Genomic DNA, 26,512 nt, shown 5'->3' on the forward strand with positions numbered 1-26,512 from the left:
GATGTGATCGTAGTAGGGGTTTTTATCGTTTTAAGGCTTTTTATGAGAAGAATTAAGAAATTCTTTTCGTTTGAATTTACATTTTATTTTGACAAAGATTGCATAGGAATGTAGAATCACTGTAAAACATATCCATTTACTAAGAATATTGTGAGGAAGTGGAAGTTCATGAGTGTTCGCTATCATACCGCTCAACATGAAGACTATGAAACGTTGAATCGAAAGCTTCATAACAAAGATAGTCTAGATGTGCTGAAATGGGCCGATCATTCATTTGGGAACCGGCTCATCTATGCGTGTAGCTTTGGTGCAGAAGCGATGGTGCTCCTTGATTTACTTTCCAAAGTGCAAAAAGATGCAAGGATCTTGTTTTTAGATACGGACTTTCATTTCAAAGAGACGAAACAACTGATTGAACGAGTGGAAAAGCGTTACCCATCGTTTGAGATCACACAAGCGAAGCCGGCGTTAACACCAGTAGAACAGGCGAATGTCCATGGAGACCGGCTGTGGGAGACGAATCCAGACTTGTGTTGCCAAATGAGGAAATTAGACGTGCTTGAACACCATTTACAACCTTACGACGCTTGGTTATCTGGTCTAAGACGTGAGCAATCGCCAACGCGTGCGAATACGGAATATGTGAATGCAGATCACAAGTTTCAGAAAATCAAAGTCTGTCCGCTCATTCATTGGACAGAAGAAGAAATTTGGATGTACATCCGTTTGCATCAACTTCCTTACAACGAGCTTCATGATCAGCATTACCCAAGTATTGGGTGTACACACTGTACTCGACCCGTGTTACCCGGTGAAGATGAGCGAGCAGGACGGTGGCAGGTACTGGCAAGACAGAGTGTGGTTTGCATACAGAAGGAGGACGTCAGACGTGAAGTTAGTAAATCGATATCAACCGAATAAAGAAGTGCAGCACATTACAAAAACAATCGATTTGGACGCTTTTGCACTTTCAGATTTAGAATTGCTTGGAATTGGTGGCTTTAGTCCGTTAACAGGATTCCTTAATAAGGATGATTATGAAACCGTTGTTCAATCGATGCGGCTTGCATCCGGTGAACCGTGGAGTGTTCCAATTACGCTTCCTGCTTCAAACGCTTCCTCCGTCAATGTAGGAGAAGAGGTGCGACTCGTCTATAACGATGTAACGTATGGAGTGCTCACTGTTGAATCAGTCTATGAACCTGATAAAACGGTAGAAGCAGAACAAGTCTATCGAACGAATGATCACGCACATCCTGGTGTTGCGAAATTATATGTTCGACCGAATGTTTACGTTGGGGGAGAAATCGTTCTCACGAAGAAAATCGAACGCGAAGAATTTGCAGAAGATTATTTGACTCCTCAGGAAACGCGACAGGCTTTTCATGAGAATGGATGGAAAACAGTCGTTGGATTTCAAACGAGGAATCCGGTACATCGTGCGCATGAATATATTCAAAAAGCCGCATTAGAGACGATTGATGGCTTATTTTTAAATCCGCTTGTTGGGGAAACGAAAGAAGGAGACATTCCAGCAAACGTAAGAATGGAAAGTTACAAAGTGTTGCTTGAACGATATTATCCACAAAATCGTGTTCACTTGTCTGTTTTCCCAGCTGCTATGCGTTATGCGGGTCCTAGAGAAGCCATTTTTCATGCGCTCGTTCGTAGAAATTATGGGTGTACGCATTTTATTGTCGGTCGCGATCATGCAGGAGTGGGTGATTATTACGGGACGTATGATGCGCAAGAGATTTTCAAAGAATTTGAAGAAGGAGAATTAGGAATTACTCCATTGTTATTCGAGCATAGTTTTTACTGCAAAGCATGCGATAACATGGCTTCACATAAAACGTGCCCTCATGATCGCTCAGAACATGTCATTCTATCGGGTACAAAAGTGCGCGAAATGCTCAGTAACCAAGTCCTACCTCCTAAGGAATTCAGTCGAAAAGAAGTGATTGAAGTACTTATAAAAGGAGAAACGAACAAAGAGGTGAAGTCATGAGCGACCAAAACATCGTATGGCATGAGACGAGTGTTACGAAGGAAGAGCGTCAACAGCGAAGCGGAGCGAAGAGCTGTGTGTTGTGGTTTACCGGCCTGTCTGGTTCTGGTAAATCTACGCTTGCAAATGGGATTAATCTAGAACTCTTTCGACGTAACTTGGCGGGATATGTGTTAGACGGAGATAACGTTCGGCATGGCTTAAATGCTGATCTCGGGTTTAGTGATGAAGATCGAGTTGAGAACATCCGCCGCATTGGAGAGGTATCGAAGTTGTTTGTGGATGCAGGAGTCATCGTATCTACGGCATTTATCTCACCGTTCCGAGAGGATCGTCACCTCGTTCGTGAACGCTTTAAGGAAGATGAATTTATTGAAATTTATGTCGAATGCCCATTGCATGCATGTGAAGAGCGAGATGTGAAAGGGTTATATAAAAAGGCGCGAGAGGGAATGATCCCGAATTTCACAGGAATTAGCTCGCCATATGAACCACCTATACAGCCAGAAATTACAATCAATACGGACGTTTTAAGTGTCGAAGAAGGCGTTTTGAAGATTGTTCAGTACTTAGATCAACACAACTACATTGTGAGGCAAGCCGATGAGTAATGGTCAGGTGTATTTTATCGGTGCAGGTCCAGGAGATGAAGGCTTAATTACAGCAAAGGGTATTAGAGCACTTGAGCACGCCGATGCGGTGCTATACGATCGACTCGTCAATCCCAAGCTTTTACTTTACGCTCGACCGACTGCTGAATTTATCTACGTTGGCAAGTTTCCAAAGCACCATACGTTACGGCAAGAGTTAATTCAAGAAGAAATCATTCGTTATGCGAAAAATAACCAAACAGTCGTGCGCTTAAAAGGTGGCGATCCAGGTGTGTTCGGGCGAGTTGGCGAAGAAACGCAAGCGTTAGATAAAGCAGGGATTGCCTATGATGTTGTTCCTGGTATTACAGCGGGAATTGCGGCTCCTCTGTATGCGGGTGTTCCCGTTACTCACCGTGACTATGGAGCAAGCTTTGCAATCGCAGCGGGTCACCGTAAGAAAGAATCGGAAGACGAATTAGATTGGCAATCGTTAGCTGGAATTGAGACAATCGCCTTTTATATGGGGGTAAACAACTTACAGCAAATTACGGATCAACTGCTCGCGCACGGTAGGTCTCATGATGAACCTGCACTCATCATCGAATGGGGGACAACAGGAAGGCAACGAACGGTTCAGGCAAGTCTAGCAACGCTAGCACTTACTGCGAAAGAAGCTAGTATTTCTAATCCAGCGATTACATTAGTCGGTCGAGTGAATCACGTATACGAATCGAAGAGTTGGTGGGAGAGAAAGAATGGCTTTGGACAATCTTATATCGTTGCATACGATGAACATTATAATGAAGGAATACAACAAGAGTTACTAGAAACAGGAGCAAATGTACTCGTATATCCTCACGTGGCGTCAATCGCTAAGCCATCCCCAAAGCACAATTGGCACAAAGTGACGAGTATTTGTTTTGAAGATGCTCAAGCGGTTCGTCATTGGATGGCTTGGCTACGTGAATGTAATGAGGATATTAGACAGCTACGTGCTGAGTTGATCGTTCGAACAGAGCGTGCAGCTAAACAACTCGAACAGTTTGGTCTTTCATCGATCCAGAATGATACGAGAGAAGCAGAAATTTCGCTTTCCAGTCAACCAGGCACTGAACAGCTCGTAACGACAACTCATACGTATCATCCAATTAGTCATGATTGTCTAGTAAAGCAGTTCGAGAGTGGTGAGCGACAAACAATCCATTTTCCGACTGTCGAATCGGTTTCGTTCTTCGTGGATGCGTTAAGGCAGGGAGGCATTGAATGGGTGGCAGATCAAATAGATGCCATATGTCTGGATCATGAAGTTGAGCAAGCAGTAAAGCCGTATTTTATGATGAAGGAGGAAGAACATGAATGCGATCTTGTACGTCGGTCATGGCAGTCGGGTGAAAGCAGGGGTCAATCAGTTCGAGCGGTTTATTCATAATGTCATGACACGCTACCCTGATCACGATGCGTTCCAGACGTATGGGTTTATTGAATTGTCCTCCCCGACAATTGCAGAGGCGATTGATCACTGCGTGCAAAACGGTGCAACTGAGATTACGGTTGTACCGGTTTTGCTTTTAACAGCGGGTCATGCGAGAGTTGATATTCCTGAGCAAGTGGAAGAAGCGATCAAAGTGTATCCGGCGATACGTATACATTATAGAGAAACCATCGGGGTGTGTGAGGAAGTTGTTGAACTGGCAGTCAAACGTTTAGAAGCAGCGGGAATGTCTAGGTTAGCAGATAAGGCAAAGCGAGCAGATGTGGACGTCTTGCTCGTTGGAAGAGGATCTAGTGATGGGTATCAACCGAGTGACGTAGCCAAGATTGCTCGTCTCATCTATGAGCGCGTGGACTGTCGGTATGTTGAGACTTGCTTTTTAGCAGCAACAACGCCGACTGTTGAAGAAGGGTTAGAGAAAGTTGAGCGTTTACGTTCCGGGCATACGGTTGTGTTGCCGTACTTACTATTTACAGGCGTTCTGATGAACGAGTTGGAACAGAAGCTACAACGCCGAAACGGTGAGACAACCTACAAGTTGTGTGCGTTTTTAGGTGCGGATCATGAGTTAGCGCCGGTGATCGTTTCTCGGGCTTTAGCCTCGGGTGGGCACGTATGACAGCGAGCTATTCCATTATGATGCATCCAAAAGATGCACAAGTCGTTGTCATTGGCGCGGGAAAGGTTGGAACGAGAAGAATCAACCAATTGCTGGATGGCCATTCAGACATTCTGGTCATCTCGCCTGAATTACCTGAAAGCCTTGTGCACAAGGTGCGCTGGGAAAAACGCCGGGTGAGAGATTCGGAGTGTTTTCTTGCGAGTATACTCGTCTTATGTACAAATGTGCCAAAACTACATGATGCGTTAATGCGAAATCGAGCACCGCGTCAGCTTATTTATCGAGCGGATCAGGTGGCGCAAAGTGATTTTCATTTTCCAGCGTCGATTCAACGAGGGAATTTGACGGTTGCTCTTTCAACGCATGGGTCAAGTCCTTATTACGCAAAACGCCTAGAGCGTGAGATTTGTGACATCTTGCCGGGGACGGTAGAAGAAGAATTAGCTTTTTTGGAAGAAGCTCGTACGGCATTGAAGCAACAAACGATGTCGCAAACGATGCGTGCAGAATTGCTAAAGAGAATCTCAGCTCAAACTTTTTTGAACGACCCAAATCGTAAAGAAAAGTTCAAACTGCTCGCCAAACGACGTGGTGAGGAGTAGTGACCATGTGGACAAAGTGGGGCACCGAATAAAATGACAGCCAGAAAGGCAGTGTCATTTTATTCGGTGCTTTTCGTTTTTGTCAATTTGTACGACATGGCCATCTTGGACGATGATCGTAACAGAACCATATTGAAGCGTGGCTAACATCTGTTCTACGGTTTCTTTAACTTCTTCAATTTGTGAACGACTGGCTGACATCAAGTCTCCCTCCTATGTTAGTCATGCTTTATCGTAAGTGAGTGCTTAAGGTAATCTTCATCGTGATACGTGACCGTGTCAGGGTATTTAATCCCCATTCCAGTATTCAAACACAGAACGTGTTCATCTTCTTGGATCCATCCCGATTGTCGAAGCTTTTTCGCTGCGGCAAACGTTGCTCCGCCTTCGGGACAGATCCAATTTCCTTCACGCTCTGCGACTTGTTTTTGCTCGGCTAACAACTCTTCGTCAGAGACAGCAAGGGCACATCCATTCGTTTCGTAGATGGCTTCAAGCACGAGGAAATCTCCAATGGCTTTCGGAACATTAATACCAAATGCAATCGTTTCTGCGTTCTCCCAAACGTCAGCATGGCTTTTTCTTTGTTCGTACGCTTTGACGATCGGTGCACACGTCTCTGATTGAACAGCGACGAGACGTGGTAGAGTGGCATCGTTTGCAATCCAACCGAGTGTTTTAAGTTCCAGAAACGCTTTATAAATGCCAATTAAACCGACACCTCCACCTGTTGGATAAAGAATCACATTAGGGAGGTGAAAGCCATATTGTTCAAAGATCTCATAGCCCATCGTTTTCTTACCTTCGATTCGGTATGGCTCTTTTAACGTGCTTACGTTGTACCAACCGTATTCCTTAGAAGCTTCTGATACGGCATGTCCAGCATCGTGAATGAGTCCGTCGATCAAAGAAAGTGTCCCTCCAGCTGAAATGACTTCACGTTTTGTGATTTCAGGGGTTTGTAGTGGCATCACAATGTGTGATTGAATGCCGGCTCTAGATGAATAGAGCGCCCAAGCGGCTCCGGCATTCCCATTCGTCGGCATCGCAAGCGTCTGAACCCAAGTTCCTTTGCTTTTGAAACACCAACAGCAGCGCCTCTAGCCTTAAATGAACCTGTAGGGAGTAAGCCTTCGTCTTTCATACAAAGGTTCGGTAACTCGTACGTTTTACCGAGCGTCTTCATATGAACGAGGGGCGTCATCCCTTCTCCTAGCGATACACGATTTGCTGGACTCAGCACAGGGAGCACTTCGTGGTAACGCCAAAGTGTGGGTTCGCGGGTTTTAAGCTGTTCAATCGACCAATGCTCTTTTAAACGAAGCAAATCATAGCGTGCTAGGAGAGGAGACCCACACACACATAAGTGTGTAGCGGTGGACCCGTCATACTCTTCTTTGCATTTTGGACATTCGAGGTGTGTAAAGTAGCTATAGTTTTGTATCACAGTTGAACCTCCTGTACGAGTTAAATCATATATTCATTCGCTTGAAATGTTCCAAAACGCTCTACACGAGCGTACATCATGTCGCCGATCTTGATGGACAAGTTGTCATAAGCACCTTTCGTAAGCTCAATTTCAATTTGTTCACGATCACCATCTAGTCGCTTCGCTTCAATAAATACAATTGGACCAACAGGGTGAGTTTTTGTAATTTCGACTTCTAAATGATGATCATTTCCAGAAGTATGCGCGAGTGAGATTTCATGAGGTCGAACATAGCTCACCACATTGTCGCCATCTGCATGTGGTTCTTCACTGGTGAGTGTTACTCCTCCTATAGAAATTCCTTCCTTAGTTGCAGTTCCCTTTAATTCATTTGCGTTTCCTAAAAAGCGGTACATAAATGGACTGTTTGGTGAATCATAAATATGAGAAGGAGTTCCTTCTTGAATGATCTCTCCGCCATTTAAGACGATGACTTGATCGGCAACATCGAGCGCTTCTTCTTGATCGTGTGTCACGAAAACGGTTGTGACGCCAGTTTGTTTATGGAGTGTTCGAAGCCAGCGACGCAACTCTTTTCGAACTTGGGCATCGAGTGCACCGAAAGGCTCATCAAGTAATAATACCGAAGGCTCTATGGCCAGTGAGCGAGCAAGGGCTACACGTTGTTTTTGGCCGCCTGATAGTTGACTAGGGTACCGTTCACCTAATCCATCAAGCTTTACAAGTTCAAGTAATTCATTTACTTTTGATTCAATTTGTGGCTTTGTTGGTCGATCTTTTTTCTTTTTTACACGTAAACCGTAGGCGATGTTATCTTTCACTTTCATGTGTGAGAATAGAGCATAATGCTGAAACACAAAACCTACATTTCGGTCTTTGGCATTCACGTTGGTCACGTTATTGCCATCAAAGAAGATGTCTCCTTTAGATGCGTGTTCAAGGCCTGCAATCATGCGAAGCAAAGTCGTTTTCCCAGAACCTGAAGGTCCAAGCAACGCTAACAGTTCGCCTTCTTTCACAGTGAGATTAATGTTTTTTAGCACTTCGGTTTTACCAAATTCTTTTGTAATGCCTGTAATCGTAATCGACATCGTATTCACCCCAGTTGTTGTTTTCGTTCGACGACTTGTTTAATGACAATGGTAAAGATTGCGAACAACGACATGAGTAGTGCAACGGAAAAAGCGGCAGCAAATTGATACTCGTTGTAAAGGATTTCCACGTGAAGCGGCATCGTGTTTGTCGCCCCGCGAATTCGTCCAGATACGACTGAGACAGCCCGAATTCTCCAATGGCACGGGCGCTACAAAGAATTACTCCGTAAAGAAGCCCCATTTAATTGCAGGCAGGGTCACATGGTAAAATGTTCGAAAACCGCCAGCACCAAGTGTAAGGGATGCTTCTTCAGCATCGCTACCTTGAGCTTCCATTAAAGGGATTAATTCTCTAGCAATGAACGGTAACGTGACAAACATCGTCGCAAGAATAATTCCAGGTACCGCAAAGATGATTTGCAAGTTATTTGCAAGTAACCATTCACCAAAAAAGCCATTCACTCCGTAAAGAATAATAAACACAAGCCCCGCAATAACTGGGGAGACGGCAAAAGGAATCTCAATTAATGTAATTAACAGTTGTCGACCACGAAAGCGATATTTCGTGAGTGCCCAAGCGGCAGCTAATCCGAATAACGTGTGAAGTGGGACGGTTACGACGACAACGAGCAATGTTAGAAAAATGGCGTGCCTTGCCGCAGGCTCCGTGATGGAATACCAAAACACTTCAAATCCTTGACTAAATGCACCGATGAAAATAATAAGTAAAGGCAATAACAAAAATAACGTAAGAAAGAGAAATGCACTGAAAATCAAGAGGGGCTTGTAGGTTTTCGTATTCATCGGGAAGAATCCACCGCCTTTTGCCCTAAGTTTCTAGAAAGCCACCATTGCAGTATGTTTGCACCGAGCAATAATATAAATGATAGAGCGAGCATAACGGTTGCGATCGCAGTAGCACCTGCGTAATCAAATTGTTCAAGCTTATTCATAATCAGTAAAGGAACAATTTCTGTTTGCATCGGGATGTTTCCGGCGATAAAGACGACAGACCCGTATTCGCCAAGTGCACGAGCAAATGCAAGTGTCATTCCCGCTAAGATAGCGGGTGTTAATAGTGGAAATAATACAGTCTTAAAAATAGTAAAAGGAGAAGCGCCTAGTAATCCTGCCGCCTCTTCTGTTTCTTGATCTAGCGAGCGCAACACGGGTTCAACCATGCGAACAACGAAAGGTAAGCCGATAAACGTAAGGGCAATCGTCACTCCAATGGGTGTGAATGCGACTTGAATTCCGAGTGGAGCGAGTAACGAACCGATCCATCCATTCTCGGCATAAAGGCTCGTAAGTGCGATGCCAGCAACGGCTGTTGGTAAAGCGAATGGAAGGTCAATCATTCCGTCCATAATTCGCTTTCCAAAGAAATCATATCGAACGAGTACCCAGGCAATGAGTAGACCGAAAACGCCGTTAATCAACGCCGCAATCAAAGATGCAGAAAAGCTTAGTCGAAGTGCTGCAAATACCCTTGGATCAGAAATGGCGTTCCAAAAAGCTTCCCAACCGATTCCCATCGTGTACCAAACCAATGCAATTAAGGGAATGAAGACAATAAAGCTCATGTAAAACATCATAAAGCCGAAAGAAAGCGGGAAGCCTGGAAGTGTGCGTTTCATCGTAGTTCCTCCTGACTATGGTGCGTAAATCTGATCAAACACGCCACCATCCGAAAAATGTCTTTCTTGTGCTTCATCCCAGCTTCCGAATCGCTCTTCAATCGTAAATAACTCGACGTCTGGGAAGTAGTCTTGATATTCGGCTAAAATGTCTTCATTTCGTGGTCGATAATAATGTTCAGCTGCAATCGTTTGACCTTCATCAGAATACAAATAATCCAAGTAGGCGTGAGCGACTTCTTCTGTACCTTTCTGTTGTACGTTTGAGTCGACAATTGCGACAGGTGGCTCAGTTAGTATTGATATCGAGGGTGTGATAATCTCAAAATCTTCAGCATTCAATTCATTTACAGTAAGTAATGCTTCGTTTTCCCAAGCAAGTAGAACGTCTCCGATGCCACGCTCAATAAACGAAGTCGTAGAACCACGAGCACCAGAATCCAATACAGTGACGTTCTCATAGATGTTCGTGACGAAATCCTCCGCTTCTTCTTCACCATATGTATCTTCGGCATACCCCCAAGCGGCTAAGTAATTCCACCGTGCACCACCAGATGTTTTAGGGTTTGGCGTTACTACTTCTACATCTTCTCGAACGAGATCATCCCAATCTTGAATGTCTTTTGGATTGCCTTCACGGACTAAGAAGTTAATCGTTGACGTATAAGGCGAGGCATTGTCTGGAAAGTCACTTTGCCACTCAGAATCCAGTAATTCGCGCTCTTGCAAAACATCGATATCGTAAGCGAGCGCTAATGTCACAACATCCGCTTGTAGTCCATCCAATACTGAACGTGCTTGACTACCTGAACCACCGTGGGACTGATTCACAGTGACCGTGTCGCCGGTTTCTTCTTGCCAATACGTACCGAATGCTGCATTGTAGTCATCATAAAACTCACGAGTAGGATCATAAGAGACATTTAGCAATTCAATCACATCTCCGTCGGCCGTTGGATTGTCTTGAATCGCTTCGCCACTTTGATCTTCATCAAATCCACCTACGTTACATGCAGAAAGCATCGAAACAACCGTTACTCCTCCAAGAAAGTAAGAATAATACTTCACAAACATCATCCTTCCTTATAAAAGATATAATTCAAATGAAAATACTATGAATTAAGCGAGTAAAAAAGCAAAGGCTTAAATCCTTTCTTCATTTGGCCTTCGGTTGTCCGGTCAGCACGTATGGTTTTCTTTTTTATCATACTATTCTTATTGTTTAACTATGTCAATCGATTTTTTCTAATATTTGGATGATAAGATAGATGGGATTTGATGTATCGTTTTTCAACATGCAATAAGCTTAAATGTATATGTCTGATGACAGGAAGCTTATAATCTATATCTAACATGGAAATAGACAATAGAATGAGGGTATAAATGTAGATATTATGAGTTTAATTGGAAGGAAAAAGAGCGAAAGAATGAGCCACAATGAGATCCATTCTTTCATATACCTTATTATTTTTGACTCGCTTTCTGTTCCATTGACCAGAAGTGAGAATGCTCTTGTACAACGCGCTTAACAGCTTCTTCTTCATGAGGAAATAGTGTGTTCACAGGTGCTCCAAGGCTACTAGTGAATGGGTCATTAACTCCAGTTGAAATTCCACTCATCGCTTCGACAATCGCAAGTGAGCAAAATGGAACATAGGCAGCGCTGTATCCACCTTCGTGACAGAGGATGAGCTTACCACCGCAATGTTTCTCTGCAAGCTTATTCATAAATTCAGAGAATTGATAAAACCCTTTAGTTGTTACCATCATCCTAGCAAGTGGATCGAAGAAATTAGGGTCTTGTCCTGCTGAAACGATGATCAGATCTGGCTCAAACTCATTAACAATTGGTTCTACAATTCTTTCGAAGGCATGCATATAACCAGCGTTTCCTGTACCAGCAGGAAGCGGGATATTTACAGTGTATCCTTTGCCCTTGCCTTCTCCTGTGTGTTCGATGTAACCACGATCCGCGGGATAGAGGCGGTCTTGATGTAAGGAAATAAATAGAACTTCATTATCAGAATAAAATGCTTGCTCAGTTCCATTTCCGTGGTGGACGTCCCAGTCTAGAACGAGAATTCGTTTTAAGTTGTATTTTTCTTTTGCATAATCTGTAGCGATGGCTACGTTATTAAAAAGACAAAAACCCATACCTTGATCAGTTTCTGCGTGATGACCAGGTGGTCTTGTTAAAGCATATACATTGGTAACATGGTTATTCATAACTGCATCAACTGCCGTTATTGCTCCACCTGCTGAGAGTAGGGCAATTTCATAAGAGCCTCGTCCAACAATTGCGTGTTCTCCTGCATCGCCACCGTTATGATCACTTAATTCTTTTACTCTATCAATGTAATGAGGGTGATGAAAGCGTTCTAGATCTGCACGTGTAGCTGGTTTAGGGGGATCGATGTAAGTTTTGGTGTGAGTTGGCAACGATCCATTAAATTCTTGAAGCGTCGCTTTGTTTCCGGGTCTTCTCCATAAGTATGGCTCTGTACCCAACCACCAGACGGCATGTTTAACGCACCAGAACCATTTTCATGCCAAAAGTAACTCTCATCATAAATGAAACCTGTTGATTTCTTCATTAATGAAACCTCCTAATAAACGTTGTGTAGTTGTATTATTGCCGGTTTACATGATGGTCACAATTACCCGAAAGAATAATCTTGTAATTGTATGGGTATAAGAAAACGGTATAATAGAATAAAAAGAGTAAACATTCACTCTATTCAAGTGAGGGATTGTATCATGTTAACGAATCGTGATTATACGAGTATGATTCAATTTATGACTACTCTTGATTGGCGAAGTGAACACCTCGAACAATTGATTCAGAAAGGGCTATCTGAGAGATTTGGTCTTCACAATTCAATGTGTTGGCGTACTGACCAAGAACAAAACATGTATGATTTAAAATTCTATAATACTGCAAAACCATTTAATCAAGCTTATCAATCATTTTATATGTCAAAAGATTTAATGCACCCAAAAAACTATGGTTGATTGAGATGTGTCAACAAACGGTATTTACAATTAAAGATGTTGCAAGTTTTGACACATTAAGAAAGAGCGATTATTATCCGTTTTATTCGTCTTATCAGATGAAAGATCAAATGGTACTTTACTTCACTGGTAGACAAAGAATTTTAGGAGGAATCGGTTTTTCGAGGTTTAATGGAGACCGACCATTTTCAAAGAAAGATCAAGAGATTTTACAAACATTATCAGTTTACTTAAAGCGTCTGCTTGTAAGTAATGTAGAAACAGTGACGTTATCAATGAGAGAGAAGGAGATTTTTCAGCTGGTTGTGCAAGGAAGGACAAATGAAGAAATCTCAGATCAGCTTTGGATCAGTGTGAATACGGTAAAAAAACATCTACAAAATATGTATCAAAAGTGTGATGTGAAAAACCGAACAGAACTAATTTATAAATTAACTTAAGAGAATATAAATTATAGAGTTGAATATTACTTTTAAAACATTAAGCTCTAATAATCAATTCCAATAAGTATTTGTGAAAAAATGCGACAGACAAGCGGCTGTCGTGGCGGAGACGCCTGCGGGATTAGCGTTAGCTGAAGATCATCGTGCGTAGCACGATAGCTGAGGCAACGCCCGCGGCAAGCAAAGCCACATAAGCCGCTTACCATTTCTGAGTACATACCTAATACTTTTAAGTTTCTAATTAGTCTAAGACACAGTTCCAAGTACTGTGTCTTTTTGTAACGTACAAGTGTAAAGAAAATGATTTTCGGGAACGAAAAGTCAAAGAATTAATTTTCAGTGCACTAATGGGGAGGGGTAAGACCTCTAATTAACCCATTGTATGGTTGCGATAAGAGAATATCTTGCTTGATTTTGACATTGCATTGTCTGAATTGTGACCGTGACGTGACAGGTGGGCGTTCTTCATAAAATGTTAACATGCACGTATTACAATGGGTTTTAATCGTTGTTATAATGAAATCGAAAGTTTGTGAAGTAGTGAACATACTTTATTGTGTTGTTCAAAAAGGGGGTAGCACATGTTTATTGATGATCCCGTATTGATGAGTCGATTGTTAACGTTGCTTACGCTTTCGTTTCACATATTTTACGCAACCGTAGGTGTCGGTTTGCCACTGATGATTATGTTGTTTCACTGGTTGGGGATCAAAAAAGACGACATTCACTACATTTTAATGGCAAGAAGACTTGCTAAAGGGTTTGTCGTTACTGTAGCAGTTGGTGTAGTAACTGGTACTGCGATCGGTCTTCAATTAGCGTTACTCTGGCCGAACTTTATGCAACTTGCCGGTCATATTATTGCCCTTCCACTCTTCATGGAAGTGTTTGCGTTTTTCTTTGAAGCGATCTTTCTCGGTATTTACTTATATACGTGGGACCGCTTTGATAATCAGAAAAAACACCTTTTATTACTCGTACCAGTTGCGATTGGTGGTGCATTGTCCGCATTTTTCATTACTGTCGTCAACTCGTTCATGAACGCACCGGGTGGGTTTGAAATGATTAATGGTGAACTTGCCAACGTCAACCCATTGCTTGCTATGTTTACCGTTGCGATGCCAACGAAGGTGACGCACGTCTTGGCAACAGCTTATATGACGATCGCCTTTACACTTGCAGCAATTGCTGCGTTCCGTTTAATGAAGGGAAGTCACAAGGCCTATTACAAAAAGTCACTAAACGTCATGATGAAAGTCGGTTTCGTATTTGCAATCGCTTCTGCAATTATTGGCGATTTCTCAGGGAAATACCTTGCAGAGCATCAACCTGAAAAGTTGGCAGCTGCCGAATGGCACTTTGAAACCGAAGAACAAGCACCATTGATTCTTTGGGGAATTCTAGATGAGAATAATGAAGTGAAGTACGGCATTGAAATCCCATTTGCGCTAAGCATTCTCGCACATAGCGATCCGAATGCAGAAGTGATTGGTCTGGATCAATTCCCAGAAGAACATCATCCGCCACTCATTATTCACTATTTCTTTGACACGATGATTACGATCGGAATGTTTATGCTTACACTCTCATTCGTCTTCCTCGTCGCTCGTTGGAGAAATTGGACATTTGTCGATAAAAAATGGTACCGCTGGCTAATCGTCATGGGTGCACCCCTATCATTCCTTGGAATTCAAGCAGGCTGGTGGATGTCTGAAGTGGGTCGTCAACCGTGGATTTTAAGAGGAATTATGACGGTTGACGAAGGAGCAACTACTGCCAGTCACGTAGATTTAGTCTTCTTTTTCTTCGTGTTGTTGTACCTGATTCTTGGTGTCGGTACGATTGTCGTTCTTCGCAAGATGTTCAAAGACAAACCTGTGGAGAAAGAATTAGAGTCTTATGCAGGAGGGGATGAGCAATGAGTTTAGAAATCATCGGTATCACGGTGTTGTGGCTCTTTCTCTTCTTTTATATCATTGTTGGATCGATTGATTTTGGAGCAGGTGTGTTTAACGCCCACAGTATCATGACTGGGAAGCAACACATTTTAAGTAAAGTCATTCAGCGTTACTTGTCACCTGTTTGGGAAGTGACCAACGTCTTCTTCGTATTTTTCTTCGTTGGGATTATTGGCTTCTTTCCAGACAGTGCGTTTTTCTTCGGTAGCGTTTTATTAGTACCTGCGAGTATTTCGATCATATTGCTCGCACTTCGTGGTTCGTACTATGCGTTTGAGTCCTACGGCTCTCAAGGTCACCGGGGTTATGCATTTATGTACGGCGCAACCGGGATCTTAATTCCGGCATCTTTATCGGTCGTGCTCACGATCTCAGAAGGTGGATTCGTCTACCTGGATGACGGTCAACCCGTTCTAAGTTATGAATTATTGTTTACAAGTCCGTTAACGTGGGCAATTGTTGTCTTGAGTATCGTTGCCGTGCTCTACATTTCATCTGTGTTCCTCACGTGGTATGCGAGTAAGACGGAAGATCAAGAAGCGACAGGCATGATGAGAAAGTACGTACTCATTTGGGCAGTTCCGCTGATCGTTGCAGCTGGCGGGATTATTTTTGAATTGCAAAACCATAACTCCGCTCACTTTGATAGCATTCTAAACCTTTGGTGGATGTTCGCCATTTCATTCGTGTTATGGGCGATCACACTTTGGTTAATCTGGAACAGGAGAAAATATGGCCTTGCGGTATGGCTCATGATTGGGCAGTTTGCCTTTGCCTTTTTCGGATATGGCATCTCGCACTATCCGTACTTGCTTTATCCGTATTTAACTATCTACGACGGCTTTACGAATGAAGCGATGGCGATTAGTCTTATAGTTGTCTTTATTCTTGGCATGATGTTACTATTGCCGTCCTTGTACTTGTTGTTACGCTTGTTCTTATTCGATCCGAAGTACGTAAAAGGAAAAAGGGAGTGAGCTTATGTTGGATGATTTCTTAATCTTAGTAGCTCCGTTTTTAGTACTTATCGGAGCGATCATCGTTGCCTTTATCGTAGCGAGTAAAGATAAAACGAAATAACTTTCAAAACCAGAGCGGCAGTTGCCGCTCTGGTTTTTTATGGACTGTTCTAGAAAATCATATAAAAACATATGTTCTCATGGTAAAATATAAACTGAAAAGGAGAGATCATTCATGAACCATAGCGAAGATATTCAATTAACGTTTTTCAAAAATGAGCATCTGGAATTGTTAGAAAAGTTCGAACTCCCAGAGGCGCAAGCGCAATTTACTGCCTTACCAGAAGAACTAATGAATGTATCGGAAGGACAATATCGAATTGTTATTCTTGCAAATCATGCACCAGTAGGGTTCTTCTTATTACATACGACGAACCGAGTAAGTGAATATACAACGAACCCAAAAGCAATGTTATTAACCGCGTTATCGGTCGATTATAAACAACAAGGAAAAGGCTATGCGAAAAAAGCAATGCTGGAATTAGAAACATTCATAACATCGACCTTTGAGACGATCGATGAAGTTGTATTGGCGGTTAATCATAAAAACATTTCTGCCCAGAACCTTTACAAACGTGTTGGCTTTAAGGATACAGGCAAAAGAAAAATTGGCAAAATAGGCGAGCAGTTCATCTTAGATTTAAAGATTAGGTAGAGAATGGTCATATTTGGATGCTCTAACTCTTGAGCCAAATGATGAAGAATGTAAGTGAATGATTCGAGCGAGGTCTTGAACGAATACAACCAATTTTGACGAATGGGGAAGAATTAGATTGTGAAAAATACTTATAAGGAGTTGAGGTATGTATGAATCGAATTAATCTCATTACTTTAGGTGTGAAAAATATTAAGGAATCACTTAAGTTTTATCGAAACATCGGTTTTGAAGCATCAGTCACTGGAGGTGAAGAAAATCCTGTTATTGTATTTTTCAACAATGAAGGTTCGAAGCTAGAGTTATTTCCGATTGAAGAATTAGCAAAGGATATCAATGAAGAAAACCCTCCTGAATTATCAAGAGGAGGATTCACCGGGATCACTCTTGCATATAATGCAAAATCTGAAAATGAAGTTGATGAGATTATTCATAACGTAAGAGAAGTCGGTGCTAACGTCGTTAAGGAGCCACAAAAATTATCATGGGGCGGATATGGAGGATATTTCATAGATCCTGATGGTTATTATTGGGAGGTTGCTTACGGATCATTTTGGGAATTTGACGATTCAAATATGTTGATTATTAAAGAATGACTACTTCTTTGAAAAGGGGGACGATGGGATTAATATGACAAAAACAAAAGGGGTCCTCGTTGTATTAGGGATAATGAACGTGTTGCTTGTTGTCATCCACTTTTCAGAATTTCATGTTCTTTTCATAAAATCATCGGGGTACATTATTCCAATTGTTTTCAATATGGTTGTTTTAGCAGTGGTCGGTTTTCGCTCGTTATCTGTTCGAAATGCATGGGTCATTGTAGGTTTGTTTCTTAGTTTGCCAGTATTGCTCGTACATAGTTTTATCGTTTGGATCACAGAAAGTAGCTATGCGCATATAGAGTCTCCGCATGATCAACAATCGCTCGTTGTCGAATATAGAGATTTTACACTTGGGGAGACGACCTATTTTTATAGCTTTTATAAGACGAAATTCGGGATTTTAGGAAGATCTCTTGAGGACCAATCTCTGAGTATTATGAGTAGGGACTTCCCATCAGGTATTGATGCTGAAGATGTTCTCGGTTTGCATTCAGCAGAATGGGTAACAGCTGAAACCGTTCGTCTTAATACGTGGGAAGGTATGGTAGAGATTGAGCTAGAATCCTTCCCGTCAATGACAACCTCATCTTCTCCAACAGCTGAAGAGGGCGATCTAATGACATTTATAAAAGCTCTGGAAAATGAAGTAAGTGGTCAAACAATAACGATTCATGGGAATCAACTCGAAACTAGATATGACGAAGCTTCGGGTCAAAGTTGGATTGAAGTTTTCGACAATGCAGGTGAAGGTGCAATCCCTACTCAGCAATGTAGCCGCATAGAAGAAGATGAACTACAAGGACATTATATGTTAGTGGAATGTACACATCAATGGGAATACCCTTTGCAACCCAGAGGCTAATAAGGAGTATGTGGATGGCAAGATAAACGTGAAGCGTTTCACTTGTGACATTATAAAGTCATCACTTCATATTGTGTTGAAAAAGGATAGAAAGGAATGAATACCCTCCTTTCTATCCTTTTGAATGTCAATAAAAGTGTGATTTCGATGACTTAAGGTGTATAGGATGCAAGGGTCAAGCTTTGGAACGGAAGCTCTTGAATGACAGTATTTGTAGTGGTGTCAATGACATAAATAATGTCATTATCCGCATCAGAAATATACGCACGACGAACACTTGGATTAACAGCAATTGTGCTAGTATTTACATTTCGGTTTAGAGTAATCGTACTTTGCAACGTGTTTGTAATTCCATCTACGACATATGCGACAACGTTTGAAGCGTTATTCGTGTTCCGATTTGTAACATAAATTCGATTATTACTTTCATCTACGGCTAAATATGATGATAAGTTCCCAGGTTCGGCGAGTGGGATCGTTGTTGTGACAGTGTTGGTATTTCCATCAATAACGTTGAGGATATTAACTAGACTTGGAGTTGAATCATTTGAAGTATAGATTAGATTTGTTGTTGGATTTACAACTGCTGGTCCAGTAGTATTTGGAGAAGTGTTCACAGTATCTATCCAAGTGTTAGTGAGTAGGTCAAGGATGTACACATTATTGGCAATACCAATGGGTAAATACCCTCTGTTCGTAAGAGGATTTAATGTGAATCTTCCGCCGCTAGAACCGCTTCTAGTGACATCAATCGTCGTACTTAGTTGATAGTTGTTATCGGGATCAAATCCAAAGGCCCTAAAATCTGCACCTACATAGACGATGTTGTTGGTTGGATTATACCCAATTTCATTAATAAAACTACCCGCTGGTACTGGTGTTTGAGCAATTAATTGATAATCTGTTAAATTTAAAACGCTTAAACCTAATGAAGATGTTACATAAAGTACATTCATTTCGGCATTGATAAAAATATCATTTGGTGTGCTACATTCTCAATTTCGGCGATTATTTGCCTCTTGAAACGTTATATACAGTAATCCCACCAATTCGACCGATAAATAAAATCTCTTCAAGCGGTGGGATTGGTGGTGTGGGCTGAGTCGGGAAAGTAGGGGATGTTGGTGGCAATGGAGGAATGGGTGATATGTTCCCTGGACCATTTATTAAATTATTATTAATTGTGAATCGCTTTCTCATATTTTCACTCCTTTATTAATAGCATATGAATCTTGGAGTGGTTTGTATGGTTAAACATCAGGTCGTAAGGCTGAATTTGGAAAATGAATATGCTCGAGAGTGCATAGGTGGTCATTACTAACGACGTCTTTCGCTTTTTAAGATGATTTAAGTAGCTATTCAGGGCTACTTTTTTAGATTCTGTCAGCTTCTGACAAAAAGTTGATAGAAATGGATACGGTAAAACGTATTAGAAGGTATAAGGAGGGAGCAAGTGGAGATCAGTGAAAAAAACGTAGTGAAACAGCTAAAGAAAAAGAATGAAAAGGCACTGCAATATGTGATTGATACTTACGGCGGCCTCGTAAAACATATCGTATACAAATACCTCTACAGATACCCCCTAGAACGAGAAGAGTGTATAAATGATGTGTTCTGGGTCGTTTGGGATAAAATCCATACATTTGATACGAAGAAAAACAGCCTGAAAAATTGGATTGCTGCAGTCGCATCTCACAAAGCGATTGACTATAAGCGTAAGAAATTAAGATTACTTGCTAAAGAGTCAAGTACAAATGGTGATGAAAAATTAATACACTATGATGAATTGAAAAAGCTGGAAATAACGTTGCAAGAAGAAGTTGAAGAGTTACTTAACCATTTACCTGAAAAGGATCGAAATCTTTTTCGTAGTTATTATTTAGAAGGTGAACAGACAAGAGCTTTAGAAAAGAAGTTGGGACTTTCGTCAACCGTTATATACAATCGCTTGTCACGAGGCAGAAAACAACTGCGAAAGCTCTTCAGAAATTAGAAAAGAGGTGAACCATGGATAAGTTGTATAGGAAATTAAATCGAGCCAACTTTTCTAACTTGCAAAATGAAGAAGCATTAAATCTTTCTGAGAAAGAGCGAATTAGAAAACATATTGATTTGAAAAGACCGACACGTAAACCTAAGCATGTCGTGATGTTATTCGTGACGTCTCTAATGGCTGCGATTGTATTAATTGGAACGATCGAACCGCGAGTTCTCGCTAATGTGCCGTGGATTGGGTCGTCAATCAGCGGTTTTTTATTGAATGAAGAAAAGGAGCAACACGTACTCGATGATTATGTAACAGTCGTAGTTACTCAAGTAGAAGACAAAGACATTAAAGTGACCCTTAATGAGGTGATGTATGACAACCATCGTCTACTTGTAAGTACAACATTCCATTCTACAAAAGTAGATTTAAACAACTATATGCTTCCGATGCCAGAACTTAAAATAAACGGTGAAAATGTTTCAAAGGGTGCATCGGGTAAGCAGAGAAACGTGGATGAACATACAGTGACTATGTTTAGCTCGGTTCATATTGACAATGATTTCTCTACCTTATTATATGAAAGGCCAATTGAAATAAACTACTCTCATTTTCTTCATCAGACGACAGATCACATGATTGAAGGAGAATGGTCATTCGCATTTAAAACATCGGGTGCAGAACGATCTGAAGATACGAAGGTCATTGAGATCAATGAAGCGTTCCAACTCGATAATGGACAAGTTGTTGTCGTGGATGCTTTTACGATTAGTCCGGGATCTGCGACACTTCACTATTCAATGTACAATAATGAAGAAGCTGACCCATTTGATTGGGAGTATGATGTGATCTTTGAAATGGCTGATCAAGATGGGAATCTCATTGCACCTGAAGCTGGTCAGACGTTGAGTGAGAATTCATTCTGGCAATATGGACGATTATCGGAACAGATCGAAGAGTTGACATTGATTCCAATTGTCAACTCAGGCAGGGAAGGCCAAGCTAAAGAAGAGATTAATAAAAGGTTAATAGATGAAGCAATCCAAATTAAGGTCAGACGGTAATGAAGTATCATTACAGCAAGGGCGCAATTTCGTAAGTGGATTACGCTTTCCTTTGTGACAATTGCTGAAGATTGTTAACGGGTGCCAATACGTAAGGGGGAGTCTGTGAAAGTGTCAACGAGGTTAGGTACTGATAATCTGGGATTTATTATGAATCAAACAAATAAAAATAAACGATAAGACGAATTTAAACCGATCCTTCAGACCTAGTGCAATTGCTGAGAAGTGTATTTGAACATCAATTGCATAGCATTGATGTTTACGGAAGTATCTCAAGAGAAAAATAGGATTGAGCATAAAACTAGTAAACTTCTTGAAGGTAACTTTGTAATAAAGAAAGTTGATTACGATATTATAGAATTAATCGATGTCGTAGATCCAGACAAGTATTATGAGTGGGGATTTTGGTTAAGGCACATGTGCTATTGTATACACGGTAAAGATCTATCACTAAAATTCCCGACAATGAAACCTAATCGCATGATTAGTCGAGCACTTAATAAGGACCTAGTTCCTACAATCAATGAATAGATACAGGAATTAAAAAGCGGTAAAGAGTTATCAATCGTTAAAAAACGTAGTATCCTAAAGAAATTAATCTGAGGAGCATATTTAACGGTAAATGTACAAGATGAAAGCGGGTCGACAAGAACAAGCGAGAATTTAGCCATTCTATCTCTATATTTCCCGAATGAAGCAATTGTTGAAGAACTTCACTTATTTTATGGAACAGAAGGCGTGTTGGACAATGACATGTTCTTTCACGTGCTTCAAAGATATAAGGTATGGTTTGAGAAGCAGCACTAAACAACAAAAATTCGTTTAATTAGGAGGTTTCGTATGCGTAAGTCACAGACCCTTATTCTACTACTTATTTTATTGGTAGGCTGTAGTAACAGCGAGCTCACAAGTTACTCAGGAACAATTACAGAAATAATAGACGGGGACACTGGCTACGAGCGTGTAACGGTTGAAGGGTTGAATGGTGGAGATGAAGACACAATTATTTTTATCGTTCCAAATGATGTAAATGAAGGTGTCGAAGTAGGGAATAAGATCTCTGTCTATTACGACCCGGATGCGTTTAGAGAAGATTCGTTACCGCCGACACAAGATGGTGTTGAGAGAATCGAAGTATATGTTGAAAGGAATTAAAATAGCACTGGCTATGGTTAAACAAAGAGGTTGGCGTTGGCTACAAAGAAGTGCTAAATTAGTTATTTGATAACTCCACGAAATGATACCTAAATTAATGATGAGTGCGATCATAGTTACTGGAGTAGAAGTTCACAAGGAGCCGTTTATATGAATAATGAAAAGAAGACCTCCTACTATACCGAGCGATACCGTCCTCAGTATCATTTTTCAACGCCTGAGGGGAATTTAGCAGATCCTAATGGTCTTGTCTATTATAAGAATCACTATCATCTTTTTCACCAAAAAGATGGCAATTGGGCGCATGCAGTTAGTAAAGACTTGTTGCATTGGAACCACCTTCCGATTGCATTGGAACACGATGAATTAGGTCAAGCGTTATCCGGTAGTATCATCGTAGACAGAAGTGATTGCTCGGGGTTGTTTAATGGTGGAGAAGGGTTACTCGCTTTTTACACGAGTACTGCTGGGGGAGAAGCACAGTCTTTAGCATATAGCACAGATGAAGGAGTAACATGGCAACGATATAAGAAAAATCCAATTATCGAAAACCCTGGCATAAAAGATTTTCGTGATCCTAAAGTAATATGGCATGAACCGACGAATCATTGGGTAATGGTCGTTTCCACAGATCAGACGGTGACCTTTTATCGATCAAAGAACTTTGTAGACTGGACGTACACTAGTCAATTTGGAATGAAAGAAGGATTGCATGCCGCGGTGTGGGAATGTCCAGACCTATTTTCTTTGCCTATTGATGGACGTCAAGAAGAGCAGAAGTGGGTGCTGCATGTGAGTGTTGGCGATAACGATGAAACGAAAGGGTCGACTGCACAGTATTTTATCGGGGAATTTGATGGTCGAATTTTTCATAATCACAATGATTCGAGCGAGGTACTGATCACAGATTTCGGACAAGATTTTTATGCAGCGCAAACGTTTTCCCACCTTTCTTCTCGTACAATTTGGCTTGGTTGGATGGCGAATTGGCGCTACCCTTATCAATCGCCAACATCCCCGTGGATGGGGGCAATGTCGTTTCCTAGAGATTGAGTCTAAAAACAAATGATCAAAACCAATTACGTTTAGTCCAGCAACCAATTTCAGAGCTTGATATCATTAAATCAAAACGTAGGTTATTTAAAGAGTTTGTAGTTGAACAGAAACCACTTGCTCTTGATTTTAACGGTACTAATTATATGTTAGAAGCTACAATTTTATGGGAGGATCTTCGTGAGTTTGGTCTACGACTTCGACATGGAGATGGTGTCGAAACCTTAGTAGGTGTAGATGTTGAGTATGACAAGGTATTTGTTGATCGTACGAATGCTGGAATGAAAACGATTATTGATCGAAATGGGGTGGCGTTTCCATTCGGACAACGTTATGAAACGAACTATGACGCAAGTAAAGGAAGCATTGAGTTGTGTGTGTTAGTAGATGAATCTTCCATTGAAGTATTTGTTCAAAAAGGCTTGAAAGTCTTCACGTCGCTGATTTACACTGAACCGACGAATGATGGAATTGAATGGTATGCAGAAGATGGTGCGATTATAGTCCAAGACTTAATGATTACTTATCTTAAGAATACGTGGAGAGATAAGAGTCTTGGCTATGACCGATTGGTTACAAATGTTGAACGCGTGACATTACAAGAAGGGGAAACGACACAGCTGCTTACAGAGCTCAAACCAGATGAAGTAGAAAGTCAGTATGGGCAAATACAATGGGAGAGTTCCAATAAAGACATTGCAACCATTCAACAAACGAACGGACGAGAGTGTTTGTTGGAAGGCGTAAAAGAGGGAGAGGGAATGGTTTCTGTTAAAGAACTATGCTCGGGACTTTCAAAGAATATCAACGTCACTGTTCATTTGAAGCCAACACTTGCTGAGCGTATAAAGCAATGGTTTTAAGATTATTAGGGTATAGGATACCTCAGTGAGTCTATTGGTACCATGTCATGAAGAGCAGTCCAACAATGGATAGATTACTTTCTTTATTAAAATGTAGAAGAGGTGTGTATACAATTAGGCAATATCTTGTAAAGCTATGCTGCCTATAATTGTCTATGCCTAACGTTTTACCTATTTAAGAAACCCTTACTGTGCATTGAACGATCACGTTTAACAAAAAATTAGGTCGAGTCTTAACTGAAATGCCCAATACTAAAAGCGAATAATAAAAAGTCTTAAATTAGTAAAATCCGAATAAAAACTAACCATTCTAATTGTAGAATGGTTAGTTTTTATTTTTTTGTTTTTAAAATACTTTTGTATCATCCTCTTTTTTACAACCTCTTTATAATATATAAAATGTATGGAGCACCGATTAAGGCAACCAATAATCCAGAAGGAATCTCTTTAGGGAATAGTAAGAACCGGCTTAAAAAATCAGCTGTTACGAGCAACATCCCTCCAATGGCTATTGAAGCTGGTATAACACGGTGATTTTTGTGCCGACTAACCCTCTTGCTGCATGAGGGGCAAGTAATCCAATAAAGCCAATAGCGCCTACGACAGCTACGGTAGCACTTCCGATGATGACAGCAAGGATTATTGTTCCTATACGCATTAATTTGACATTTAGACCTAATCCAGTGGACACCTGTTGGTGAAGACCTAAAAGATCTAGTTCTTTTGATAACCAATACGAAATTGGTACTAAAAGAATGAGAATAAAAACTAAGAAGTATACGTTTTGCCAATTCATACCGTAGGTGCTTCCTGCAAGCCACAATAAAGCTGGAGCTACACCAATCGTTGCTTTTACCGTTAGAATTTGAATAATCCCAGACCCAACAGCGGAAACGGCTACTCCCATTAAAGCGAGTGAGATGGGTTCCCAATCAGAACGTTTGTTGCCAGTAGAATCGTAACAATTGCTAGCGTCGATCCAATTACAGCACCGATAGGCACAAAAGCAAACGATAAAGTCGGAAAGAGAACGATGATGGTAAGTGCTCCCGCACCCCCACCAGATGTGATGCCTAGGATGGAAGGGTCTCCTAGGGGATTTCGTAGAACACTTTGAAGGAGTACACCACAAAGTGCAAGAAGTGCTCCGATCAGAAACGCCGTAAGTACCCGAGGCCACCGATACCGTAAGGCGAACTCTTGAAAAAGAGAACCAGAAATTAAGTCTTGTACAGAATCAAAGTTTCCGCCACCATACATCAGTGACAATAGTGCTACCCCAAGGGTCATGAAAATCAAAGCTCCATAAAGCACAGGTAAAGGAAGTGAAGATTCTCTTCCATTTAATGTAATCTTGCTCGATGTATACCTTCTTCCCATTCGATACGCCAAGTACATAAGCCAAGGTCCGCCTACGATTGCGGTCATCGCACCTACTGGAATTTCCCCACCAGATTGTATGAAGCGTGCTAAAGCATCTGCTGCGATGAGTAAGAAGGCTCCCCAAACAAATGTATGGACAAACTGTTCACGATGCCCTTTAATACCAAGAAGTCGCACAATATGAGGAGCCATTAAACCGATGAATCCAATCGGTCCGACGACACTGACTGTTGCCGCAGCAAGTGTAATGGCTAAGATCCACCCGATTATTTTTACTCGTTCGGTAGCAAGTCCAAGCCCGGTAGCGCCCTCATCCCCTAGTAATAGAAGATCAAAGCTTTTGCCAATGTAAAGAAGCAACATGCCCGTGGTTAGAATAAATGGTAAAGCAAACTGTACTCCTGCCCAATTGTTTTGAATTAAAGTACCTGCTCCCCATAAGAACAGCCCGTTTGTTTCTTGTTCATACATTAGTTGGAGTCCGCTAGTAATTGCACTGAAGAGTAATGTAATAATCATGCCAGTAAGTGCAACCTTAACAGGCTCCATTCCCCGTCCGACGAGCAAAAAGACAAGGATGGCCGCAGTGCAAGATCCAATAAATGCAAAGAGAAATGGAAAATTCGCTGCTACTGTTGGAAAGAAAATAGCGCCAGCAGACACAAAAAGAAAAGCACCTGCGTTAATGCCTAGCGTACCTGCGGACGCCAGTGGATTGCGAGTTAGTGTCTGTAAAAGGAGACCTGCCATTGCAAGTGCTCCTCCTGCTAAGATTCCAATTGCTAGGCGTGGAAGCCGAATACCAAACAAAATCGCTTGCAATCTTTCATCTGTCCATGATGTGAGTAGAACGTCCGTCCAAGTGTAGTCAGCCTGGCCTTGAGTTAAATGTACAAGCGACACAAGAAAGAGTAAAAAGATACCGAGTAGCAATAATCTAAGTTGTTGAAACTGAAACATA

26 protein-coding genes and 4 pseudogenes are annotated in these 26,512 nt (G+C 41.4%); 19 read left to right on the forward strand and 11 right to left on the reverse strand.

What is annotated here, in order from left to right:
• The first annotated feature begins 168 nt into the window (after window positions 1-168).
• From JCM19038_RS13735 to JCM19038_RS13760, 6 genes and pseudogenes are all read left to right on the forward strand, one after another.
• Window positions 169-893 (forward strand): annotated as a pseudogene (locus tag JCM19038_RS13735) (phosphoadenylyl-sulfate reductase).
• Window positions 890-2,008, forward strand: coding sequence for a sulfate adenylyltransferase (sat, locus tag JCM19038_RS13740; protein ID WP_042419044.1), 1,119 nt, complete (start codon window positions 890-892; stop codon window positions 2,006-2,008). The pseudogene JCM19038_RS13735 and the gene sat overlap by 4 nt, the downstream one beginning before the upstream one ends.
• Window positions 2,005-2,619: an adenylyl-sulfate kinase gene (cysC, locus tag JCM19038_RS13745; RefSeq protein ID WP_042419047.1), complete on the forward strand. Its 615-nt coding sequence runs from the start codon at window positions 2,005-2,007 to the stop codon at window positions 2,617-2,619. Before sat ends, cysC begins: the two co-directional genes overlap by 4 nt.
• Window positions 2,612-4,030, forward strand: a complete 1,419-nt coding sequence (gene cobA, locus JCM19038_RS13750) for a uroporphyrinogen-III C-methyltransferase (protein WP_052361666.1) — start codon at window positions 2,612-2,614, stop codon at window positions 4,028-4,030. The genes cysC and cobA overlap by 8 nt, the downstream gene beginning before the upstream one ends.
• Entirely contained in the window at window positions 3,954-4,712 is a 759-nt protein-coding gene (locus JCM19038_RS13755; RefSeq protein WP_042419049.1) for a sirohydrochlorin chelatase, read from the forward strand. Before cobA ends, JCM19038_RS13755 begins: the two co-directional genes overlap by 77 nt.
• Window positions 4,709-5,317 (forward strand): bifunctional precorrin-2 dehydrogenase/sirohydrochlorin ferrochelatase, encoded by a 609-nt coding sequence (locus JCM19038_RS13760; RefSeq protein WP_042419051.1) that lies wholly within the window; start codon window positions 4,709-4,711, stop codon window positions 5,315-5,317. Before JCM19038_RS13755 ends, JCM19038_RS13760 begins: the two co-directional genes overlap by 4 nt.
• A gap of 54 nt (window positions 5,318-5,371) precedes the next feature.
• On the opposite strand, the gene JCM19038_RS21920 is transcribed toward JCM19038_RS13760, so the two are convergent.
• The 8 genes and pseudogenes from JCM19038_RS21920 to JCM19038_RS25100 form a co-directional block, all read right to left on the reverse strand.
• Window positions 5,372-5,518 (reverse strand): YezD family protein, encoded by a 147-nt coding sequence (locus JCM19038_RS21920; protein ID WP_081831807.1) that lies wholly within the window; start codon window positions 5,516-5,518, stop codon window positions 5,372-5,374.
• A 17-nt stretch (window positions 5,519-5,535) separates the two neighbouring features.
• Window positions 5,536-6,761: pseudogene (locus tag JCM19038_RS13765) on the reverse strand (threonine synthase).
• A gap of 23 nt (window positions 6,762-6,784) precedes the next feature.
• The gene (locus JCM19038_RS13770; RefSeq protein ID WP_042419054.1) at window positions 6,785-7,858 is read right to left on the reverse strand and encodes a sulfate/molybdate ABC transporter ATP-binding protein; all 1,074 of its coding nucleotides are present in this window, start codon (window positions 7,856-7,858) and stop codon (window positions 6,785-6,787) included.
• A 5-nt stretch (window positions 7,859-7,863) separates the two neighbouring features.
• Window positions 7,864-8,665: pseudogene (cysW, locus tag JCM19038_RS13775) on the reverse strand (sulfate ABC transporter permease subunit CysW).
• Window positions 8,662-9,498 carry a sulfate ABC transporter permease subunit CysT gene (cysT, locus tag JCM19038_RS13780; protein WP_042419056.1) on the reverse strand — a complete coding sequence of 279 codons (837 nt, stop codon included), beginning with the start codon at window positions 9,496-9,498 and terminating at the stop codon, window positions 8,662-8,664. Before cysT ends, cysW begins: the two are co-directional and overlap by 4 nt.
• 15 nt (window positions 9,499-9,513) lie before the next feature.
• The gene (locus JCM19038_RS13785) at window positions 9,514-10,575 is read right to left on the reverse strand and encodes a sulfate ABC transporter substrate-binding protein (protein ID WP_042419057.1); all 1,062 of its coding nucleotides are present in this window, start codon (window positions 10,573-10,575) and stop codon (window positions 9,514-9,516) included.
• Between the two features lie 387 nt (window positions 10,576-10,962).
• A complete protein-coding gene (locus JCM19038_RS13790; RefSeq protein ID WP_307190037.1) occupies window positions 10,963-11,937 on the reverse strand; it encodes a class II histone deacetylase in 975 nt (324 codons plus the stop codon).
• Window positions 11,877-12,092 carry a hypothetical protein gene (locus tag JCM19038_RS25100; RefSeq protein ID WP_307190038.1) on the reverse strand — a complete coding sequence of 72 codons (216 nt, stop codon included), beginning with the start codon at window positions 12,090-12,092 and terminating at the stop codon, window positions 11,877-11,879. The genes JCM19038_RS13790 and JCM19038_RS25100 overlap by 61 nt, the downstream gene beginning before the upstream one ends.
• A gap of 163 nt (window positions 12,093-12,255) precedes the next feature.
• On the opposite strand from JCM19038_RS25100, the gene JCM19038_RS13795 reads away from it, so the two are divergent.
• From JCM19038_RS13795 to JCM19038_RS22910, 8 genes are all read left to right on the forward strand, one after another.
• Window positions 12,256-12,510, forward strand: a complete 255-nt coding sequence (locus JCM19038_RS13795; RefSeq protein WP_042419059.1) for a hypothetical protein — start codon at window positions 12,256-12,258, stop codon at window positions 12,508-12,510.
• Between the two features lie 5 nt (window positions 12,511-12,515).
• Window positions 12,516-12,950 (forward strand): helix-turn-helix transcriptional regulator, encoded by a 435-nt coding sequence (locus JCM19038_RS13800; RefSeq protein ID WP_052361668.1) that lies wholly within the window; start codon window positions 12,516-12,518, stop codon window positions 12,948-12,950.
• Between the two features lie 584 nt (window positions 12,951-13,534).
• The gene (locus tag JCM19038_RS13805) at window positions 13,535-14,875 is read left to right on the forward strand and encodes a cytochrome ubiquinol oxidase subunit I (RefSeq protein WP_042419061.1); all 1,341 of its coding nucleotides are present in this window, start codon (window positions 13,535-13,537) and stop codon (window positions 14,873-14,875) included.
• Entirely contained in the window at window positions 14,872-15,888 is a 1,017-nt protein-coding gene (locus tag JCM19038_RS13810; RefSeq protein WP_042419064.1) for a cytochrome d ubiquinol oxidase subunit II, read from the forward strand. Before JCM19038_RS13805 ends, JCM19038_RS13810 begins: the two co-directional genes overlap by 4 nt.
• A gap of 4 nt (window positions 15,889-15,892) precedes the next feature.
• On the forward strand, window positions 15,893-15,991 hold the full coding sequence (locus JCM19038_RS25545) for a hypothetical protein (RefSeq protein ID WP_373903035.1): 99 nt from the start codon (window positions 15,893-15,895) through the stop codon (window positions 15,989-15,991).
• A gap of 114 nt (window positions 15,992-16,105) precedes the next feature.
• Complete coding sequence (locus JCM19038_RS13815) at window positions 16,106-16,585, forward strand: GNAT family N-acetyltransferase (RefSeq protein ID WP_042419067.1); 480 nt, start codon at window positions 16,106-16,108, stop codon at window positions 16,583-16,585.
• Between the two features lie 152 nt (window positions 16,586-16,737).
• Window positions 16,738-17,181, forward strand: a complete 444-nt coding sequence (locus JCM19038_RS13820) for a VOC family protein (protein ID WP_042419070.1) — start codon at window positions 16,738-16,740, stop codon at window positions 17,179-17,181.
• 34 nt (window positions 17,182-17,215) lie between these two features.
• Entirely contained in the window at window positions 17,216-18,049 is an 834-nt protein-coding gene (locus tag JCM19038_RS22910) for a hypothetical protein (RefSeq protein WP_193745135.1), read from the forward strand.
• A 152-nt stretch (window positions 18,050-18,201) separates the two neighbouring features.
• Here the strand turns inward: JCM19038_RS22910 and JCM19038_RS13830 are convergent, their stop codons facing one another.
• Both JCM19038_RS13830 and JCM19038_RS22375 read right to left on the reverse strand, forming a co-directional pair.
• Entirely contained in the window at window positions 18,202-19,005 is an 804-nt protein-coding gene (locus tag JCM19038_RS13830; RefSeq protein WP_042419073.1) for a YncE family protein, read from the reverse strand.
• A gap of 52 nt (window positions 19,006-19,057) precedes the next feature.
• Window positions 19,058-19,249: a hypothetical protein gene (locus tag JCM19038_RS22375; RefSeq protein WP_152549451.1), complete on the reverse strand. Its 192-nt coding sequence runs from the start codon at window positions 19,247-19,249 to the stop codon at window positions 19,058-19,060.
• A gap of 253 nt (window positions 19,250-19,502) precedes the next feature.
• Here JCM19038_RS22375 and JCM19038_RS13835 point away from each other — a divergent pair, with 253 nt between their 5' ends.
• The 5 genes from JCM19038_RS13835 (at window position 19,503) to JCM19038_RS21010 (ending at window position 24,168) form a co-directional block, all read left to right on the forward strand.
• Entirely contained in the window at window positions 19,503-20,042 is a 540-nt protein-coding gene (locus tag JCM19038_RS13835) for a sigma-70 family RNA polymerase sigma factor (protein ID WP_042419077.1), read from the forward strand.
• Window positions 20,043-20,056: 14 nt separating this feature from the next.
• Window positions 20,057-21,097 carry a DUF4179 domain-containing protein gene (locus tag JCM19038_RS13840; RefSeq protein WP_042419080.1) on the forward strand — a complete coding sequence of 347 codons (1,041 nt, stop codon included), beginning with the start codon at window positions 20,057-20,059 and terminating at the stop codon, window positions 21,095-21,097.
• Window positions 21,098-21,937: 840 nt separating this feature from the next.
• Window positions 21,938-22,252, forward strand: a complete 315-nt coding sequence (locus JCM19038_RS13850; RefSeq protein WP_042419085.1) for a hypothetical protein — start codon at window positions 21,938-21,940, stop codon at window positions 22,250-22,252.
• A gap of 150 nt (window positions 22,253-22,402) precedes the next feature.
• Window positions 22,403-23,305 carry a glycoside hydrolase family 32 protein gene (locus tag JCM19038_RS21005; protein WP_052361670.1) on the forward strand — a complete coding sequence of 301 codons (903 nt, stop codon included), beginning with the start codon at window positions 22,403-22,405 and terminating at the stop codon, window positions 23,303-23,305.
• Complete coding sequence (locus JCM19038_RS21010; protein ID WP_052361672.1) at window positions 23,302-24,168, forward strand: GH32 C-terminal domain-containing protein; 867 nt, start codon at window positions 23,302-23,304, stop codon at window positions 24,166-24,168. The genes JCM19038_RS21005 and JCM19038_RS21010 overlap by 4 nt, the downstream gene beginning before the upstream one ends.
• A gap of 374 nt (window positions 24,169-24,542) precedes the next feature.
• Here JCM19038_RS21010 and fhuB read toward each other — a convergent pair.
• Window positions 24,543-26,511 (reverse strand): annotated as a pseudogene (gene fhuB / locus JCM19038_RS13860) (Fe(3+)-hydroxamate ABC transporter permease FhuB).
• Between the last annotated feature and the right edge of the window lies 1 nt (window position 26,512).

Source organism: Geomicrobium sp. JCM 19038 (assembly GCF_000698125.1).
GTDB lineage: Bacteria > Bacillota > Bacilli > Bacillales > Marinococcaceae > Geomicrobium_A.